Annotated in this window: 17 protein-coding genes and 3 tRNA genes; 15 read left to right on the top strand and 5 right to left on the bottom strand. The window is 46.1% G+C overall.

Translation table 11 applies throughout. The features are described 5' to 3' along the window. The first annotated feature begins 1 nt into the window (after window position 1). From O3A65_01080 to O3A65_01065, 4 genes are all read left to right on the top strand, one after another. Window positions 2-880: a DUF58 domain-containing protein gene (locus tag O3A65_01080; protein ID MDA1331054.1), complete on the top strand. Its 879-nt coding sequence runs from the start codon at window positions 2-4 to the stop codon at window positions 878-880. Continuing rightward, a complete protein-coding gene (locus O3A65_01075; protein ID MDA1331053.1) occupies window positions 877-2,667 on the top strand; it encodes a VWA domain-containing protein in 1,791 nt (596 codons plus the stop codon). Before O3A65_01080 ends, O3A65_01075 begins: the two co-directional genes overlap by 4 nt. A 13-nt stretch (window positions 2,668-2,680) precedes the next feature. Next, entirely contained in the window at window positions 2,681-5,251 is a 2,571-nt protein-coding gene (locus O3A65_01070; GenBank protein ID MDA1331052.1) for a VWA domain-containing protein, read from the top strand. Between the two features lie 119 nt (window positions 5,252-5,370). Beyond that, window positions 5,371-6,714 carry a tetratricopeptide repeat protein gene (locus O3A65_01065; protein MDA1331051.1) on the top strand — a complete coding sequence of 448 codons (1,344 nt, stop codon included), beginning with the start codon at window positions 5,371-5,373 and terminating at the stop codon, window positions 6,712-6,714. 3 nt (window positions 6,715-6,717) lie between these two features. On the opposite strand, the gene O3A65_01060 is transcribed toward O3A65_01065, so the two are convergent. The 5 genes from O3A65_01060 to O3A65_01040 form a co-directional block, all read right to left on the bottom strand. Next, window positions 6,718-7,905, bottom strand: a complete 1,188-nt coding sequence (locus O3A65_01060; protein ID MDA1331050.1) for a mandelate racemase/muconate lactonizing enzyme family protein — start codon at window positions 7,903-7,905, stop codon at window positions 6,718-6,720. Window positions 7,906-8,223: 318 nt separating this feature from the next. Next, window positions 8,224-9,522, bottom strand: a complete 1,299-nt coding sequence (locus tag O3A65_01055; protein ID MDA1331049.1) for a lactate racemase domain-containing protein — start codon at window positions 9,520-9,522, stop codon at window positions 8,224-8,226. A gap of 47 nt (window positions 9,523-9,569) precedes the next feature. Next, window positions 9,570-10,859, bottom strand: coding sequence for a nickel-dependent lactate racemase (larA, locus tag O3A65_01050; GenBank protein MDA1331048.1), 1,290 nt, complete (start codon window positions 10,857-10,859; stop codon window positions 9,570-9,572). Window positions 10,860-10,957: 98 nt separating this feature from the next. Then, window positions 10,958-11,308 carry a hypothetical protein gene (locus O3A65_01045; GenBank protein ID MDA1331047.1) on the bottom strand — a complete coding sequence of 117 codons (351 nt, stop codon included), beginning with the start codon at window positions 11,306-11,308 and terminating at the stop codon, window positions 10,958-10,960. 105 nt (window positions 11,309-11,413) lie between these two features. Then, window positions 11,414-11,662, bottom strand: coding sequence for a hypothetical protein (locus tag O3A65_01040; GenBank protein MDA1331046.1), 249 nt, complete (start codon window positions 11,660-11,662; stop codon window positions 11,414-11,416). A gap of 33 nt (window positions 11,663-11,695) precedes the next feature. On the opposite strand from O3A65_01040, the gene O3A65_01035 reads away from it, so the two are divergent. The 11 genes from O3A65_01035 (at window position 11,696) to rplV (ending at window position 16,812) form a co-directional block, all read left to right on the top strand. Further along, window positions 11,696-11,780 (top strand) — tRNA-Tyr (locus tag O3A65_01035). 108 nt (window positions 11,781-11,888) lie between these two features. After that, a tRNA-Gly gene (locus O3A65_01030) sits at window positions 11,889-11,962 on the top strand. A gap of 18 nt (window positions 11,963-11,980) precedes the next feature. Beyond that, window positions 11,981-12,055: transfer RNA gene (locus O3A65_01025), tRNA-Thr, on the top strand. A gap of 54 nt (window positions 12,056-12,109) precedes the next feature. After that, on the top strand, window positions 12,110-13,300 hold the full coding sequence (gene tuf / locus O3A65_01020) for an elongation factor Tu (GenBank protein ID MDA1331045.1): 1,191 nt from the start codon (window positions 12,110-12,112) through the stop codon (window positions 13,298-13,300). A 52-nt stretch (window positions 13,301-13,352) separates the two neighbouring features. Then, on the top strand, window positions 13,353-13,661 hold the full coding sequence (gene rpsJ, locus O3A65_01015) for a 30S ribosomal protein S10 (protein MDA1331044.1): 309 nt from the start codon (window positions 13,353-13,355) through the stop codon (window positions 13,659-13,661). Window positions 13,662-13,757: 96 nt separating this feature from the next. After that, on the top strand, window positions 13,758-14,402 hold the full coding sequence (gene rplC, locus O3A65_01010) for a 50S ribosomal protein L3 (protein ID MDA1331043.1): 645 nt from the start codon (window positions 13,758-13,760) through the stop codon (window positions 14,400-14,402). Between the two features lie 2 nt (window positions 14,403-14,404). Next, complete coding sequence (gene rplD / locus O3A65_01005) at window positions 14,405-15,025, top strand: 50S ribosomal protein L4 (protein MDA1331042.1); 621 nt, start codon at window positions 14,405-14,407, stop codon at window positions 15,023-15,025. After that, window positions 15,022-15,339, top strand: coding sequence for a 50S ribosomal protein L23 (rplW, locus tag O3A65_01000; protein MDA1331041.1), 318 nt, complete (start codon window positions 15,022-15,024; stop codon window positions 15,337-15,339). The genes rplD and rplW overlap by 4 nt, the downstream gene beginning before the upstream one ends. After that, window positions 15,339-16,163: a 50S ribosomal protein L2 gene (rplB, locus tag O3A65_00995; protein ID MDA1331040.1), complete on the top strand. Its 825-nt coding sequence runs from the start codon at window positions 15,339-15,341 to the stop codon at window positions 16,161-16,163. The genes rplW and rplB overlap by 1 nt, the downstream gene beginning before the upstream one ends. Before the next feature lie 13 nt (window positions 16,164-16,176). Then, window positions 16,177-16,455, top strand: coding sequence for a 30S ribosomal protein S19 (gene rpsS / locus O3A65_00990; protein MDA1331039.1), 279 nt, complete (start codon window positions 16,177-16,179; stop codon window positions 16,453-16,455). Window positions 16,456-16,470: 15 nt separating this feature from the next. Next, the gene (gene rplV / locus O3A65_00985; protein ID MDA1331038.1) at window positions 16,471-16,812 is read left to right on the top strand and encodes a 50S ribosomal protein L22; all 342 of its coding nucleotides are present in this window, start codon (window positions 16,471-16,473) and stop codon (window positions 16,810-16,812) included. Window position 16,813 lies beyond the last annotated feature (1 nt).

Here is a 16,813-nt window from a genome sequence, read left to right as displayed (position 1 = left end):
TATGTCAACTCTTCTAAGTAAGGAATTTCTGCGTCATTTAGAGGGTATTTCACTGCTGCTTCGTCGGCCGGTGGCGGGACATTTGCGTGGTCAGCACAGATCACGGCGAACTGGTTCTGGCATGATCTTTGCTGATTACAGGCCTTATTCTTCAGGTGATGATATTCGAAACCTCGATTGGGCTACGTATATGCGCTTAGACCGCTTGGTGCTTCGTATGTTTGAGGAAGAGGCTGACACTCCGATATACATATTTATTGATAACAGTGCATCAATGGGTGGCGAGGCTTCAAGAAAGCTGAAGATAGCCAAAAAACTTGCTGCAGTTTTGGCCTATGCGGGACTTTTAAATCATGATCGGGTGAGTTTAATTTCATTTTCTGATGGCGTGGTGAAAGAAATGCCAGGGCGGCGCGGCAAAAACCACATGTGGCGCGCAATGCATTTTCTAGATTCTTTAAAAAATGAAGGCCAAACAAATTTGGCGAATACGTTCCGTCGTTTTTTTGGGACTGGTCGCACCCGAGGTTTGGTATTTGTGATTTCAGATTTTTTGCTTGAGCAAACACTCGAAGATAGTTTTCGTCCACTTATCCAGTACGGGCATGATGTTTTTGCGGGTCATATTATTGCCCCAGAGGAAGAAAGCCCCAGTTTGAATGGGCAAGTTGTTTTGGTCGATTCAGAAACGCGCGAAGCGCTAAACGCTCAAGTGACCGAAACGATGTTGGCAACCTATCGAATGGAATTTAATAAGTACCGGGCGAATACAGAGCAGTTTTTCAAGCATGCAGGATGGAGCTATGTGTCTTTACGAACAGATGTTGATTTTGAAGCGTCTGTGCTCACAGCTTTAAAGAAGGAAGGCATGTTTCGATGATAACTTTCTTTGCATCAAGTCCTTTGTTCTCGTTCTTATTATTTGGCCTAATCGCCGCGGTAATTCTGCTCTATCTTTTGCGGCCTCCATTACTCAATCGAGTGATATCGTCCAATCTGATTTGGAAGCGAGTCATTGGTTCTTCTCGTCTGATTAGTGAGCGGTGGCGGTGGTGGTTGTCGCTTTTGTTAGCTTTGTTTATTGCGATTTGTTTGCTGTCAGCTGCGTTGCGCCCTTCGGTTGATGGTCAGGCTGATGATAGAACATTGATCATCCTTGATAACTCCCCGTCGATGGAGGCTTTGACGCAGAGTGGACTCAGTCGCTACAATGTTGCCAAAGATTCTGTGATGAAACTTTTGGCGTCCCTATCAAAAGATGTTCAAGTCATGCTGGTTGATACGCAAAGGCAAATTACGACACCTTCTTTTAGTTCGGTTTCAGATGCTTTACAAATTCTTGAGCAACTTGAAATCGGTAATAGCCTTGAACCGCTTGTCCCATCTCAAGTGGCGACAGTCGATGCGTCGAAAAAATTCATATATACGGATGGGGTCTTAATCGGTGGGGTGCCTGAGAATTTCAATCTTGTCTCGGTCTTTCAGTCTGCTCCCAATGTTGGAATCACCCGATTATCTTTTGCCACTGTTCCTGGCGATGCACAAAGACGACAGGCATTTGTTGAGGTTGTGAATGCTGGGAGCGATTCGCAACTCGTTGAGATAGAGTTGGCTCAGACTCAGTCTCGAATTCTTAGGAGAAGGGTCGATTTAGGACCCCATGAAAAAGTAACCCACATATTTGATGCCACGAAGTTTGATAGCGGCCCTGTCAAGGCGGCTGTATTTTCTAGCGCGGACAGTTTTAAGGCTGATGATACGGCTTTTGGATACATCACGGAAAAGAAGCAGGTTCGGGTGGGGTTAGTTGCGAACACGCAGGATTCGAAGTTGTTCACCTTGCTCAGCTTAATGCCGCGTGTATCCGTGAGCCAACTAACGCCGGCTCAGTATGAGGCCCTTAAACCTGGGGAGAGAAGTTTCGACGCAATGGTGTTTGATGGAATTCCATCTGAGCGTAAACCCACTGTTCCGTCTATTTTCTTCGGTGTTGACTCGTCTAATTGGCTGGATATTTCGGTCACGCCAATTCGTAGTTCGCAACTTTCAGTCGAAAAAAATACTGTACACCCTATTCTTAGAAATATATCTATGTCGGATCTCTTAGTTGAGACCGCCTTCGTATTTGGCGTTAGTGGCGGTGTGGATCCCTTACTCGAAGCTGAGGATGGGGAGATTTTGGCAATTGCCGTTCCCGGCGCAATTAAAAACATTCTCTTTGGATTCGATCTCGATAAATCTAATCTTACTTTTCTTGCGGATTTTCCAATTCTTCTCTCGAATTCAATTACTTGGTTAGTTGATGAGCCTCCGGTTTTGAGTGCCAATCTGGGAGTTGTGAAGCTCCCGGGTGATGTGACAAAGATTTATCGTATCGATGGAGTCGATATACCTCTATGGTCTGCCGATGGGAAGGCGTATTTTCATACTCAGGAGGCGGGTTTGTACACGGCATTTACGCCTAACGGGCCTCTAAGAGTTTCGGTGAGTCAACTGGATCAGCGATTCAGCGACATTAACGTATCAAAGTTACCGAGTCTCGAGTCCTCTCAAAACATTGTTAATCCAAGATTGAGAGGGTATTCGTTCGCATTCCTGGCTGGCGTTATGACTCTTATTTTATTGATGCTGGATTGGTATTTTTACCACCGGCGTATTACCCAGTGAAAATGTGGTGCTTATGTTGAGTATTGAAAATCCACATGCGCTCTGGTTGATTTTAGTCTTGCCATTGGTTTGGTGGTTGGCTGCAAACACAAAAACAGCTCTTGGACCTAGGCATCTCCGGCTGGTAAGTGTCATGCGTGGGTTGGCAGTTGTAGCCGTAATTATGGGCTTGGCACAGCCAATCTTGCGATATGCTAGCCAGGACGTATCCGTAATCTATGCGGTTGACGTGTCCAGAAGTGTTGCTGCGGATTCCATAGAAAAAGCACTTAATTGGATTGATGCGGTAGAAGAACGACATGATCCTGCTCGATCGAAGCTTGTGATCTTTGGGAAAAACCGCGCAGTCGTCTCTTCGACTCAGGAAGCAAGAGCTATAACCATTGCTGATCTTGGTTCAGATGTTCCGTTAGATGAATCCGGCTACATAGAGCAGTCAGGTACTAATCTTCAAGATGCCATTGATGAGTCGCTTGCTTTGCTCGGTTCTGATTCCATTAAGAGAGTCGTTTTGTTTTCTGATGGGAATCAAACAACTGGCTCCTTATTGGATTTGGTTCAAGCTGCTCAGAGGTCTGATGTGCGCATTTTCCCCATGGTGGCTGAGTCTGCCCAAGTGGAAGATGCCTGGATTAGCAACGTTAAATTTCCTGATCGACTCAGGGAGTTGGAACCCACGACCGCATTAATCAGTGTGTATAGCCCAGAGCAAACCAACATTGAGATCTCTATTTCATCTGATGGTGATCCAATTGCAACGCAAGCGTATCCGGTTGATCGAGGCTTCAATGATGTGCAGATGAATATTAAATTCCCTAATTCAGGATTGATACCTTTGGACATCTCGATGAATGTTGATGATGACCCCTATCTTGCGAATAATCGTTCTCGAATGAGTGCTTGGGTTGAGAAAAAGGCAAGAGTGCTGTACCTGGAAGGCATATTGGGCGCTTCATCGTATTTGAGCGAGGCCCTATCTGAGGGGGGGTTTGAGGTAATTGTTCAGGATCGTATTCCTAAATATGATGAGTTAAAGTCCTATGACGCGCTGATACTCTCTGATGTGTTGGCTGAAGGGATCTCCTCGAATTCTATGGAAGATATTAAACGGTATGTCAAAGACTACGGAGGGGGACTCATTTTCGCGGGAGGAGAAAACACATTTGGAGATGGAGGATATTCGAATTCCACTATTGAAGACTTGTTGCCCGCTAACTTTCAAGCTCAGGAAAAACGTAAAGGTATGGCTCTTGTCATTGCAATTGACCGTTCATACAGTATGAAAGGTAGTAAAATCGAGTATGCAAAAGAGGCTGCGCGGGCTTCTCTAGATTTGCTCGAAGAGCAGCATTACTTTGGTGTTGTTGCTTTTGATTCTCAGCCTTATGTGCCGGTTCCCGTGGAGCTGGTTAAGTCTAAACGTAAAGCGGAGGCACTCATCAGCCGCATTCAAGCGAGTGGGCAAACAAACATATATCCAGCGTTAGGTATTGTTTACCGGCTACTCAAAGATCTTGAGGTCTCTAAGAAGCATGTCATTCTTCTATCAGATGGTGATACTGCCCCAGCGGAGTATGAGCGCTTGATTGAAAGAATGAGGGATAGCAATATCGTGATCTCAACCGTTACCATTGGCGATGGTGGAAATCCAGGTTTGATGCGGCAATTGTCAGACTGGGGTGGGGGTCGGAATTACTTGGCGCTTTCTGCTGAATCGATTCCGCAGATTTTTACTGAGGAAACCAAGAAGGTTGTGGGCACCAGCCTTGTAGAAGAGCCAATTCTGACCGTGATGAAACAAGAGATTGGCTCTTTATCCGGCATAGATCTGCAAACTGCTCCTCCGCTAAAGGGTCATATTGCCGTTAAACCTAAGGATACTGCGGAGACAATCTTGGTGACTCAGCAGGGCGCTCCTTTATTGACGCGCTGGCAGTATGGTTTAGGGAAGACAATGTTTTTTACCTCGGATGTAAAGAATCGCTGGTCTGCTGATTGGATTCAATGGGAGGGCTACGGCAAATTTTGGTCACAACTCACGCGTGGCGTTCTCAAGCAATTAGGTTCGACGACCGTTTTTTTTAACGGTGAGCGACAAGACGACGTGGCTATTTTTAACTTAACGCTACTTACCGAGGGGGGTAATTTTAGGAACGGTCTTGTTCCTGAGTTGAACCTCAGTGTTGGGCAGGAGGTTCGGGTAGCTAAAATGTCACAAATCGCTCCGGGCCAATATCAATTAGTTGTGCCATTTAAGGATCAACAGCCGATTTCTGCCACATTGTTGGCGAAGAGTGATATCTCTGATGATATTGTGGACATGGCTGGGTCAAGATCTATTTTCCCCAGCTTCCCTGCCGAATATCGCTTCACAGGCCCTAATCTCGAATTATTATCAGCGGTTGCTTCGTCAACCGGCGGAGCGCTTGATGCGCGTGCTGATCAAGTCTTTGCGCCTAGCGATGACATTGCGCAGAAACGTTTCGCATTGTGGCCTATCTTAATGATTTTGGCGTTATTTGCATATCTGGTTGATATTTTTGTGCGGCGCTCCCCTCTTGTTTGGGAACGCCTATCTGACTAGGCTCGGTACTTGCCTTTCGCTTGCCTTGAGGCTATGGTATTTCTACTTTTTGACTTAACTATTTGGATTGGTTGATGTGCGAGGCGCATGAATCAAATCCAAAAGTGCTTGGAGTAGGCATGTTTCTTTCTCGTGGCTTATTACTTTCCATCCTCGTGGTTGCTTCTTCAGCTCAGGCTAACATAGCGGATGGCCAGCGTGCTTACGAAGCAGAAAATTACGTGGTCGCTTTCAGTATTTTCGAAAAAGCAGCCAATGAAGGGGACCCACAAGGACAATTTTATCTTGGTGAGTGCTACTTCAATGGGCGAGGGATACCGCAAGACTTCGCTTTATCAGTGAAGTGGTATACGGCCAGCGCAGAACAGGGATTCGCTCAGGCGCAGGAGCATTTAGGTAATTTGTATTTAGCAGGGAAATTTGTTGATCGTGATCCGGAGCTGGGTGTGAAGTGGTATAGCGACGCCGCTAAACAGGGTAGTGTAAAGGCAGCTTTAATTGCTGGTGCACTTTATTTTGATGGGAAGGATGTTGAGAAAGATCTAAATAAGGCCTTGAGCGCGTACCTTGTAGCCGCCACATCTGGGAATGTTGATGCTCAAGAGATGGTTGGCTACATTTACTTTTCTGGCATCTTGGGCGAACCAAGTTTTCCTAACGCACTGATTTGGTATGAGAAGGCAGCTAAACAAGGACATGCTCGGGCCAGTGCTGCGCTCGGTTTTATGTATGAGCGTGGTGAGGGTCTCGAAAAGGATGCGGCGCTTGCTGCGAAGTATCTCAAACAAGCTGCTGATGCCGGGGAACAATCTGCTTTCAAAAGTCTTGCTTGGGCTTATTACGAGGGCAATGGAATTGAAAAAACCCCTTTTGAGGCATTTAAGTGGTTTTCTAAGGCCGCTGAGGCCAATGATGCCGAATCAAAATTCATGTTGGGATACATGTTGCGGGATGGGTTAGGTACCGTGAGAAATATTCAAGATGCTGTGCGGTGGTTTGAGGCGGCGGCCAACGAGGGGTATGAGGCGGCTCATTATGAGTTGGGGGAGTTGTATTTTTTTGGTACAGATGGTCTTTCGATTGACTTCGCGCTTGCTTTAAAGTGGTATCGAAAGCCAGCTGAATCGGGTAACGCGTATGCACAATATCTCTTGGGGGATATATATGATCAGGGTTTTTTAGGCGATAAAGACCCTAAAGAGGCAGCCAATTGGTTTTTGTTGGCCGCAAATCAGGGTGAAGTGCGAGCGCAGAGCCGACTTGCGTGGATGCATTTCGAGGGTGTCGGTGCTGATAAGGACTTAATTGCGGCATATGTTTGGAGTAATTTAGCTGCTACCGCATTAGCTGGAGAAGAAAGAGCAAAGCTTGATGAATTGAGAAGCTATATTAGTACTAAGCTTTCCCCCGACGATCTGAAACTCGCGCAAGAAAGAACCAGAGCCTGGAAGGCTGAGCGTTAGTGCTTACTTGCCAGATGTTCTGTATCGATCAACAACATCTAAATTAAGATCAATGCCTAGGCCGGGTGTTTCCGACAAAATAATGTCACCGGTGTCTTTCTCTATGTTTAAGGGTTCTTTAACGAGTTGTGTCATTAAAGGGTGCGCCGGAAACACAGTCTCTGCCATGCTTCCATTTCGAATTGCGCCTAGAAGATGAAGGCCTGCAGCAACGGCTATGGCAGAACCGTGGATATGTGGGGCGACTGGCAAGTTGGCTGCTTGGGCGAGGTGAGCGATCTTCAAGCATTCAGTTAAGCCACCCGACCAAGCAACATCGGGTTGCACAAAATGCACCGCACGATGGCTGATGTACCTTTGAAAATCTACAAGGCCGTAGCTACAGGTTTCGTATCCGGCAACGGGTATGGATACTTTTTGAGCTACTTCTTTGCTACCGAGTAAATCGTCTGGCCAAACCGGTTCTTCATACCAGTAGATATCAAAAGGCTCCATTCTCCGTCCCATTTTTACGGCTGTCGCGACATCCCAGGCGCCGTTGGCATCCACGCACAGTTTTATGTCAGGGCCAATAGTTCGTCTTACTAAATCTACTCGCCGAATGTCTTCATCGAGTGTGACTTCCGCAATGCCGCATTCCTCTGAAGCTCGCAAGGGTGACAATTCAATACCACTGTTTCGACCGACTTTCATCTTTACTGCCCTAAATCCAGCATCAACATAGTTTTTCATTTCAACGGCTAAGTCGTCGAGGTTTTTGCTCTCTGAGTAAAAGCCGCCCGTGGCATAAGCAGGTACTCGCTTTCGGTATCCGCCCATCAAACGCCAACACGGTAACTTAGTGATTTTTCCTTTAAGATCCCAAAGTGCAATATCGATTCCACTTATGGCTGCGATGATTATTCCTCCCCGAGCATGCTTGTACGCACGTTTATGCATCAGGTCCCAAAGAAGCTCTGTGTTTATCGGATCTTTCCCAATTAAGTAGGGCTTTAATTCCTGCTCAATGACGTGCACCGTGGAGCTCATCGGTCCTCCAAAGTGTGCTGCTTCACCAATGCCAATCAGTCCATCATCAGTAAAAATTTGCACGAGTAGTGCAGGCTTATTTTTCATTGTGTAGTTGGCGTCGTATACCGTCTCGTGCAGCTCAACTTCTAAAGGAATAGTTTGGATGTCAGTTATTCTCATATGGTATTTAATGTTCTAAATAAATTCTTTTTTGTTATATTTTACTTTTTGGCGTTGATTAATTTTTAGGCAGTACAAACAAGAGTATTAGTGGGTAACAATTTTTAATTCTTAAGTTTCAAAAAAAATTATGTTATCCACAGTTTCTGTGGATAGTAAATACCTCTCAATGCCAGGAAAAAATTTATTGCACCAAAAATGAGCGAGTAATCTTTACAAATAATGTTAGCTGAAAACAATAATGCCTAATTGCGTCCGTTCGCAAGAAAAGTGACATACGTATAATTTTTATCTTATGCTTTTATTGCAGTGCACTAATCAGTCAATAGCTTGCAAATTATTTTTGTAATCAAATTTCCAGTCTTGCGCCTCGGAAATTATTTCAAATAAATCTGGATTTTTTGTAACTTCTTCGAGCATGTTTGTAGATACGTCAATCTCACCAAGTGATAATGTGTTCTTGATTCTCACGATGCGGCAATCTTCAGGCTTGGTTCTGACTACTGTTTTGATTGCTAGAGCTATTGCTTCTCTATCCGAGTTCATGATGATCGGAATCGCAGCACCATCTAAGTTCATGGCGGTGATCACGTTGGCGTAAGTTGCACCAATATCCATGTCGCGATAAAGCCGCATGGTCGTTACGTCGGCCCCGCCAATTCCAGTAGCATTACCATGACTTTCTGGGGTGATACGGAGTACTACAATTTTTTTGACATGTAATCCGCTGTCCCACTGTACCGCGCGTCTATTACGGCCAGTAATATTCGGATCAAAGCCAGCGCCGCTGATATTTTTTCCCATTTCTTCAATGATCAAGACATCGATATTTGAAAAATTGAGTTTAGGCATATTTTGTTTCGCAAGTACTTGAAGTGGAGGTTCTTTTTCGTGAATCTCCTCCGCTGGGATGACCTCTATCAATGCAGTTTGATCGAAGGCATTTTCAACAATACCCACCCCAAATAAGACGTTACGTTTATTGATGTTTACATCACGGATTTTTGGCAGGAGTGTTGGAAACATATCCATGCCGTGTTGATGGTAGATTGCTGCACCATTTATTTTGCCAATACCAATAGCGAGCATTTTCGTGATTCCGCTCTCCGTCTGACCTCGAAATGAGGTGTGTGGCTTAACTCTATTGATCACAACAATCCCGTCGGCATGAGCTGCGTTGCTGTCCATATGCACGGGTGTTCCATCGTCTAACTGCCCAACTATCTCGGTATCCATGGTGGCATGTATTGGTACAGCCATTATTTCTTCCGTGATGCCATATCCAGCGAGCACTTGCTTCTGTCCTTCAGCGGTAGCGGCTCCGTGACTCCCCATGCAGGGAAAGATGAATGGTTTCGCGCCAAGTTTGATTAACTCTTCGATGACGGCTTTTGTAATGGCCGCAATATTAGCAACGCCGCGGCTTCCACAGCCAACGGCAATTTTTTGGCCGGGTAAGACTTTGTTTTTGATGGACTCTCGTGCAAATTCTTTTTTGATAACTGAGGCAATATCGTCGATTTTTGGCGCGCTGAATTTCTGTTGCACGCGAATCATTTTGCTAAGTGAAAAATCTAAACCCCCTGCAATTTCAACGTTTATGGTGTCTTTAATCATTGGTGTACCTGTGGTTGGAAGGATATTTGAAGGTAAATCTTGAGGGCTTAAATAAGGGTTGGGACCACATAGGGTCCTTCGGGTATGACCGCTAAGCTTGGTTCTGAGTATAACTCTAAGTTATTAAGCACGCGTGAACGAACAAATTCATCCAGGTTGTCTATGATGTTTACGCCGGTCAGTTTGTGGTCTGTCGAGCTAAGACCCGGTGAGTATAAATGAACGTGGCCAACATTCATGATTTTCGTCTGCATTTGGGTTTGCCATTCATCCACCGCGGCATATGCTTTCTGCGCAATTTCAGCGCAAAAAGCAGCAGCCCCTTTACTGACAAGCGTTTGTTGCGCTTTCCTAAATTCTTTTGACCCCATTCCCTCGGCACACTCTGAAGCGATAATGAGGTCTCCCCCAGGCTCTAGTATTTGATACGGGACAACCATTCCTTTAACTGTTTGATAGTAGGTTGAATCTAGAGGGTAGCCCGCAGCACTTGTCACTATTGTGTTGAATTTGCGGCGCATAGGTACAGATAGATAATCTTTTGCAAAGGCGACGGCTGCGAGGTGGCTGGCAACTATTTCTCCGAAGTTAATCAACGATAGGTTTCTATGCTCGTCTAGCACGGTATTCACGCACAGCACCTCGCCGAGCATGGAAACAATTTCAAGTTGCTCCTGGTGTAGAGGGTTTCCATTCAGGATACAGCTATCTGAGTTTGGGTCCGACATGAATTTATGGTTATGGAACGTTGTGATCGTTTCTTCGTGTGCAACGCCAGGGGCAATCACTTTGCGCCCACCAGAATAGCCTGCCATGAAGTGCGGCTCGACTAGCCCTGTCACAATTTTGAGGTCAGCATTCACAAAACGTTTATCCAGCTTAACTTTAGTGCCCTTAGTGGTCGTGCCGATCAGGGCATGGTCTTCGTCATTTTTTGCGAAATGATTGAAAATCTTAATGTTTTCAAGGATCCATGGATCCCCAATGAGTTGTTCGAGCTCCTCGCCTTCATTGGGCCTATGTAATCCGGTTGCAATCAATATTTCAATGTTTGATTGTGAAATGCCGGCTTTAAGGAGTACGGAGACGATCTCTGGAAGCAGCAAGTGATTAGGGACGGGTCTTGTGATGTCGCAGATTAGAATGCATGCATTGTCCTTTGTTCTGGCTTTTTCTAGAAGTGGTAACGAATTGATGGGGTTGTTGAGCGCTTTTTGAATCGCCAATTTGGGATCGCTCTCAAAGGGCATCAACGGTTTGCGGATGATTTCGGCTTTCCAGGCCTTTTCGAGCTTGAGTGGAATGCTGCCTCTTCCAAAATTTAAGTCAATATGCATTCATTCACCACTGATACAGACAATACATAACATTAAACCGATCTGATTTTAAACGGTACTTAGGTTGCGTGTGTAGGTAGCGAGAATTGGCGTCTCGCTTATTCGAAGAAAATGGGTATGGTCTTGATAAAAAAGATGATGGCCAACACATTTAACGATAAGGCGACGATGCTGAGGCCGCGCACTAACCATAAGTTCTTGTTTGGTATGCGTTCTTTCAATAAGGATGCCGACAGTAACGATGCGACAAGCGACACTGCGGGCAGTAGCCCGAGAATAGGAATGACAACGAGAAACGTAAACACAGCATTAAATGTTTCAGGAGCGCGTATATTTGAGATCATCCACATCGCTAAAATGCCAACAAGTACCAATAGGGCACTCGATTGCGTAGGATTTTTACAAGCCCATGAACTTGTGGTGGCCGTTTCTCGCAATTTTTCTTCCAAGTTTATATCCTCCTAAATTTAAGGGAAATGAGCCCTTAAAGGGGTATTTTCAGTAGATTCTTATGTCAAAGTACAGTGTACCAAACGAATCAAAGCGTTTACCAATCAATCACTAGCCCTCTTTTTTTGGCATACAACAACCTTCCGGTGGTGGGGCACGCGCATGCGGAGTTGACCCGCACCATCGTGGCCCGCGACGAAGTGCAGGTAGCCCTGCAGTGTGATCATGTCTGCGATATCTCGGACCAGTTCACGCGGGGTTTGCTGGACGTGATTTTGAGTAGGGTGCGATGCTACCCCTAGAACTACCGTGAATCGTATTTTCTTGCATGCTAACCCAATGATTGACAACAAAATCTGAAAACCTGATAATGCCCCGCTTCGTTCGGAGGGGTTCCCGAGCGGTCAAAGGGGGCAGACTGTAAATCTGTTGGCTCAGCCTTCGAAGGTTCGAATCCTTCTCCCTCCACCAGCAAATGGTTTTTGTAGTAAATTTTTTGGGGCGTTCGCATTAGCACTAAATTTATTTGGTTTCTTGGCGGCTTGAGTGCAACGTAATTGACTAGCTGCCGTCGCGCCTGCGGGTGTAGCTCAATGGTAGAGCTGAAGCCTTCCAAGCTTATGACGAGGGTTCGATTCCCTTCACCCGCTCCAAAATTGCTTTAGCCGCGTGCCCATGTAGCTCAGTGGTAGAGCACTCCCTTGGTAAGGGAGAGGTCGCGCGTTCAATCCGCGCCATGGGCACCAAACTTTTGTGCGCATTTTTTTAGAGTTAGTATCAGTTTAATGGGGGGGTTAATCATGGCAAAGGGAAAGTTTGAGCGGACAAAACCGCACGTGAATGTTGGAACAATTGGACACGTTGACCATGGTAAGACGACGCTAACGGCGGCGATTACAACTGTTCTGGCTAAAAAGGTCGGTGGCGAGAGTAAGGCCTACGATCAGATTGATAACGCGCCTGAGGAAAAAGCGCGGGGTATTACGATTAATACGTCGCACGTAGAGTATGAGACAGCGTTGCGCCATTACGCGCACGTGGATTGTCCAGGTCACGCTGATTACGTTAAGAACATGATTACTGGTGCGGCACAGATGGATGGTGCGATCTTGGTGGTTTCCGCTGCTGATGGCCCAATGCCACAGACACGAGAGCATATCTTGCTTGCGCGTCAGGTCGGTGTTCCGTACATCATCGTATTTTTGAACAAAGCGGACATGGTCGATGATGCTGAGTTGCTTGAGTTGGTGGAGATGGAAGTTCGAGAGTTGCTCGAGAAGTATGATTTCCCGGGTGATGACACACCGATTGTGACTGGTTCTGCACTGAAGGCGCTTGAGGGCGACCAAGGGGAGCACGGTGAGGTTGCGATTATGAAACTTGCTGATGCGCTTGATACGTACATTCCTCAGCCAAAGCGAATCTTGGATATGGCGTTCCTGATGCCGGTTGAGGATGTGTTCTCAATTTCTGGTCGTGGAACAGTCGTTACGGGTCGTGTTGAGCGAGGTATTGTCCACGTTAACGATGAAATTGAAATTATTGGCTTGAAAGACACACTTAAGACAGTGTGTACAGGTGTTGAGATGTTCCGTAAGTTGCTTGATCAAGGTCAGGCTGGCGATAACGTGGGTATCTTGTTGCGTGGTACGAAGCGTGATGAAGTTGAGCGTGGTCAAGTGTTGGCTAAGCCTGGTTCTATTACGCCGCACACGAAGTTTGATGCTGAGGTTTATATTCTGAGTAAAGATGAGGGTGGACGACATACGCCGTTCTTTAATGGATATCGTCCTCAGTTCTACTTTAGGACGACAGACGTGACGGGTTCTTGCGATTTGCCAGCGGGTATCGAAATGGTTATGCCTGGTGATAACGTTCAGATGAAAGTGACGTTAATTCAGCCTATAGCGATGGAAGAAGGATTGCGTTTCGCGATTAGAGAGGGTGGCCGTACCGTAGGTGCTGGCGTCGTCTCTAAAGTCACGGAGTAAAGTTAATCAGGTGGTGCGCGTGAGTGTCTCCTCCCAGATAAGAGATAATTGAATGGATAAGCAAAAAATTCGAATTCGCTTGAAAGGGTTTGATTATAAATTGATTGATCAATCTGCTATCGAGATCGTCGAGACCGCAAAGCGGACTGGCGCCGTAGTAAAAGGTCCTGTACCCTTGCCAACCCGTATTGAGCGGTTTGATTTGCTTCGATCTCCGCACGTAGATAAAAAATCTCGTGAGCAGCTTGAAATGCGGACGCATCAACGGCTGATGGACATTATCGATCCTACGGATAAGACTGTAGACGCGTTAATGAAACTCGATTTACCAGCTGGAGTTGACGTAGACATTAAGTTGTAGTTTGTAATGTTTTAGATTGGGGCTCTCGGGCTCCTGATTTGTTAAATAATTAAAGACCTGCCAATTGAAGTGGGTCCCTCAATTGAGGAAATAATAATGGCTATAGGAATGATAGGTCGTAAAGTTGGAATGACCAGGATTTTCACTGAAGGCGGAGAGTCCGTGCCAGTGACCGTCCTAGACGTTTCGAATAATCGAGTGTCTCAAGTTAAATCTACAGAGACTGATGGGTACGTCGCCGTCCAAGTAGCATATGGAGAGCGTAAACGTAGTCGAATTAATAAGGCAATTTCCGGACATCTTGCTAGAGCAGGGGTCGAAAGTGCACGTGGTTTTCATGAGTTTCGCTTTGGCTCTGAAGCGACTGCTGAGTTGACACTCGGACAGGCGCTCGATGTCGGGTTATTCGAAGAGATTAAGTACGTTGATATCTCTGGGGTTACCAAGGGTAAGGGATTTGCAGGTGCCATTAAAAGACACCACTTTTCTTCGCAACGCGCCAGTCACGGTCAGTCAGTTACCCATAATGCTCACGGGTCGACAGGTATGAACCAAGACCCAGGTCGAGTATTTCCCGGAAAAAAGATGGCTGGTCATCTGGGTTCGGCCAAGCGGACTGCGCAAAATATTGAGCTCGTTAAGCTTGATAAAGAAAGAAATTTGATATTCGTTAAGGGTTCAGTGCCTGGTGCGGATGGGTCGGACGTTGTTGTTATTCCTTCCGTTAAGAGGAGGGTATAACTATGGAATTAAAAATTCTTAATGGATCAAATGAGGCGGCAGGCTCAATTCAGGTCTCGGATGCTCTGTTTGCTCGCGAGTACAATGAATCGTTAATACATCAGTTGGTCGTATCGTTCATGGCAAATGCCAGAAGCGGAACGCGCGCGCAAAAAGCCCGTGGAGACCTAACGCGTTCACACCGCAAGCCGTGGAAGCAAAAAGGTACTGGCCGTGCTCGTGCAGGTTCAGCAAGCAGTCCAATTTGGCGTGGGGGTGGCAAGGCTTTCCCATCTAGTCCAGATGAAAACTTTTCGCAAAAGATCAATCGAAAGATGTACCGAGCTGGTATTTCTTCGATCTTTTCACAATTGGTTCGCGAGGATCGGTTGATTATTATCGACTCATTCTCCGTCGACGCACCTAAAACAAAGTTATTGAGCACCAAGATTAAAGAGCTCGGAGTCGTTAGCGCGTTGATCGTCACCATTGATCCGGATGAGAATTTGTACTTAGCGGCACGAAATTTACACAACGTTGACGTTTTGACGCCAGCTCAAGCGGATCCCGTAAGCTTGTTGCACTTTGAGAAGGTCGTGATTACCAAAGACGCGATTGCTCATCTAGAGGAGTCATTATCATGAGCCCGTTAAAGTTCAGTCAGGAGCGATTGCTCAAGGTAATTTTGGGTCCGGTGGTATCAGAAAAAGCGACAGAAATTGCGAATGCTAGAAGTCAATTTGCATTTCGAGTTGCGACTGACGCGACTAAGGCTGAAATTAAGTCAGCGATTGAGATGCTCTTCCAAAAGGACGTGGACAGTGTGCAAGTCGTGCATGTGAAAGGTAAAAAGAAACGTACTGGTCAGCGAATCGGACAACGAAAGAACTGGAAGAAGGCATACGTTTGTCTGAAACCAGGCCAGGATATAGACCTGACATCTGGGGAGGTTAGCTAATGGCTCTCGTAAAAATGAATCCAACCTCGCCGGGTCGACGTAGCGTTGTTGCCGTTGTTAATAAAGAATTGCACAAGGGACGTCCACACGAGCCGCTCGTTGAGTCGCTTCTAAAAAGAGCTGGACGAAATAATCAAGGTCATATTACGACCCGCCATCAAGGTGGTGGGCACAAGCGCCTTTATCGAATCATAGATTTTAAGCGCGATAAGGACGGTATTCTTGGACGCGTCGAGCGGTTGGAGTATGACCCCAACCGCAGTGCAAATATTGCTTTGATTCTCTACGCAGATGGAGAAAGGCGGTACGTTTTGGCGCCGCGTGGAATTAGTGCTGGAGATCAGGTGGAAAACGGGGCGCTAGCAGCCATTAAGCCAGGTAATGCTCTACCCATTAAAAATATTCCGGTTGGTACCACCATTCACTGTATTGAGATGAAGCCGGGAAAAGGTGCTCAGATGGCTCGTTCAGCAGGAACGTCTGTGCAGCTATTGGCAAAAGAAGGTCTATATGCGCAGCTTCGTTTGCGGTCTGGTGAGATTCGAAAAATTTCTATCGAGTGTCGCGCCACTATCGGTGAGGTGGGCAATAGCGAGCATAGCCTTAGAAGTTTGGGGAAAGCTGGGGCGAAACGTTGGAGAGGTATCAGACCAACTGTTCGTGGTGTTGCCATGAATCCGGTGGATCACCCACACGGCGGCGGTGAAGGCCGTACCGGTACTAAGAGAGATCCAGTCAGTCCTTGGGGAACGCTTTCGAAAGGGTTCCGGACTCGTAATAATAAGCGGACTCAAAACATGATCGTTCGAAGACGAGCTAAATAAAGGGGTATAAGCAATGGCACGATCACTTAAAAAAGGACCTTTTGTTGACCTCCATCTTATTAAAAAAGTGGATACAGCTCGCTCTGGAAACGACAAGAGACCGGTAAAGACATGGTCACGACGGTCGACTATTTTGCCTGATTTTATAGGCTTAACTATTGCCGTACATAACGGGAGGCAACATGTTCCTGTATATGTAACCGAAAATATGGTTGGGCATAAGCTTGGTGAATTTTCGAATACAAGGACCTTTAAAGGTCATACGGCAGATAAAAAAGTCGCTAAGAGATAAGGTGAGGTTTTAGATATGGAAACATCAGCTGTACTTCGTGGTGTGAGACTGTCCCCACAAAAAGGTCGCCTTGTGGCTGACCAGATAAGGGGTATGCCAGTTGATAAGGCTCTTGATGTGCTTAAGTTTAGCCCTAAGAAAGGGGCTCAAATCATCAAGAAGGTATTGGAGTCAGCGATTGCAAATGCTGAACACAACGATGGTGCTGATATAGATGAATTGAAGGTTACTCGAATATTCGTCGAAAAAGGCCCTGTTTTTAAACGCTTTCGTCCTCGAGCTAAGGGGCGGGGGGTACAGATTCTTAAACCGACCAGTCATGTTTTTTTGACTGTCGGCGATAAGCCTAAGGAGTAGG

This window comes from Pseudomonadota bacterium (assembly GCA_027624715.1).
In the GTDB taxonomy this organism is placed as follows: domain Bacteria; phylum Pseudomonadota; class Gammaproteobacteria; order Burkholderiales; family Eutrophovitaceae; genus Eutrophovita.
This window is presented reverse-complemented; position numbering and strand designations above follow the sequence as displayed.

What these genes read in the sequence shown, in the direction of transcription:
- O3A65_01080 (MDA1331054.1), top strand. Translation starts at nt 2, where the DNA reads ATGTCAACTCTTCTAAGTAAGGAATTTCTGCGTCATTTAGAGGGTATT.
- O3A65_01075 (MDA1331053.1), top strand. Translation starts at nt 877, where the DNA reads ATGATAACTTTCTTTGCATCAAGTCCTTTGTTCTCGTTCTTATTATTT.
- O3A65_01070 (MDA1331052.1), top strand. Translation starts at nt 2,681, where the DNA reads ATGTTGAGTATTGAAAATCCACATGCGCTCTGGTTGATTTTAGTCTTG.
- O3A65_01065 (MDA1331051.1), top strand. Translation starts at nt 5,371, where the DNA reads ATGTTTCTTTCTCGTGGCTTATTACTTTCCATCCTCGTGGTTGCTTCT.
- O3A65_01060 (MDA1331050.1), bottom strand. Translation starts at nt 7,905, where the DNA reads ATGAGAATAACTGACATCCAAACTATTCCTTTAGAAGTTGAGCTGCAC.
- O3A65_01055 (MDA1331049.1), bottom strand. Translation starts at nt 9,522, where the DNA reads ATGATTAAAGACACCATAAACGTTGAAATTGCAGGGGGTTTAGATTTT.
- larA (MDA1331048.1), bottom strand. Translation starts at nt 10,859, where the DNA reads ATGCATATTGACTTAAATTTTGGAAGAGGCAGCATTCCACTCAAGCTC.
- tuf (MDA1331045.1), top strand. Translation starts at nt 12,110, where the DNA reads ATGGCAAAGGGAAAGTTTGAGCGGACAAAACCGCACGTGAATGTTGGA.
- rpsJ (MDA1331044.1), top strand. Translation starts at nt 13,353, where the DNA reads ATGGATAAGCAAAAAATTCGAATTCGCTTGAAAGGGTTTGATTATAAA.
- rplC (MDA1331043.1), top strand. Translation starts at nt 13,758, where the DNA reads ATGGCTATAGGAATGATAGGTCGTAAAGTTGGAATGACCAGGATTTTC.
- rplD (MDA1331042.1), top strand. Translation starts at nt 14,405, where the DNA reads ATGGAATTAAAAATTCTTAATGGATCAAATGAGGCGGCAGGCTCAATT.
- rplW (MDA1331041.1), top strand. Translation starts at nt 15,022, where the DNA reads ATGAGCCCGTTAAAGTTCAGTCAGGAGCGATTGCTCAAGGTAATTTTG.
- rplB (MDA1331040.1), top strand. Translation starts at nt 15,339, where the DNA reads ATGGCTCTCGTAAAAATGAATCCAACCTCGCCGGGTCGACGTAGCGTT.
- rpsS (MDA1331039.1), top strand. Translation starts at nt 16,177, where the DNA reads ATGGCACGATCACTTAAAAAAGGACCTTTTGTTGACCTCCATCTTATT.
- rplV (MDA1331038.1), top strand. Translation starts at nt 16,471, where the DNA reads ATGGAAACATCAGCTGTACTTCGTGGTGTGAGACTGTCCCCACAAAAA.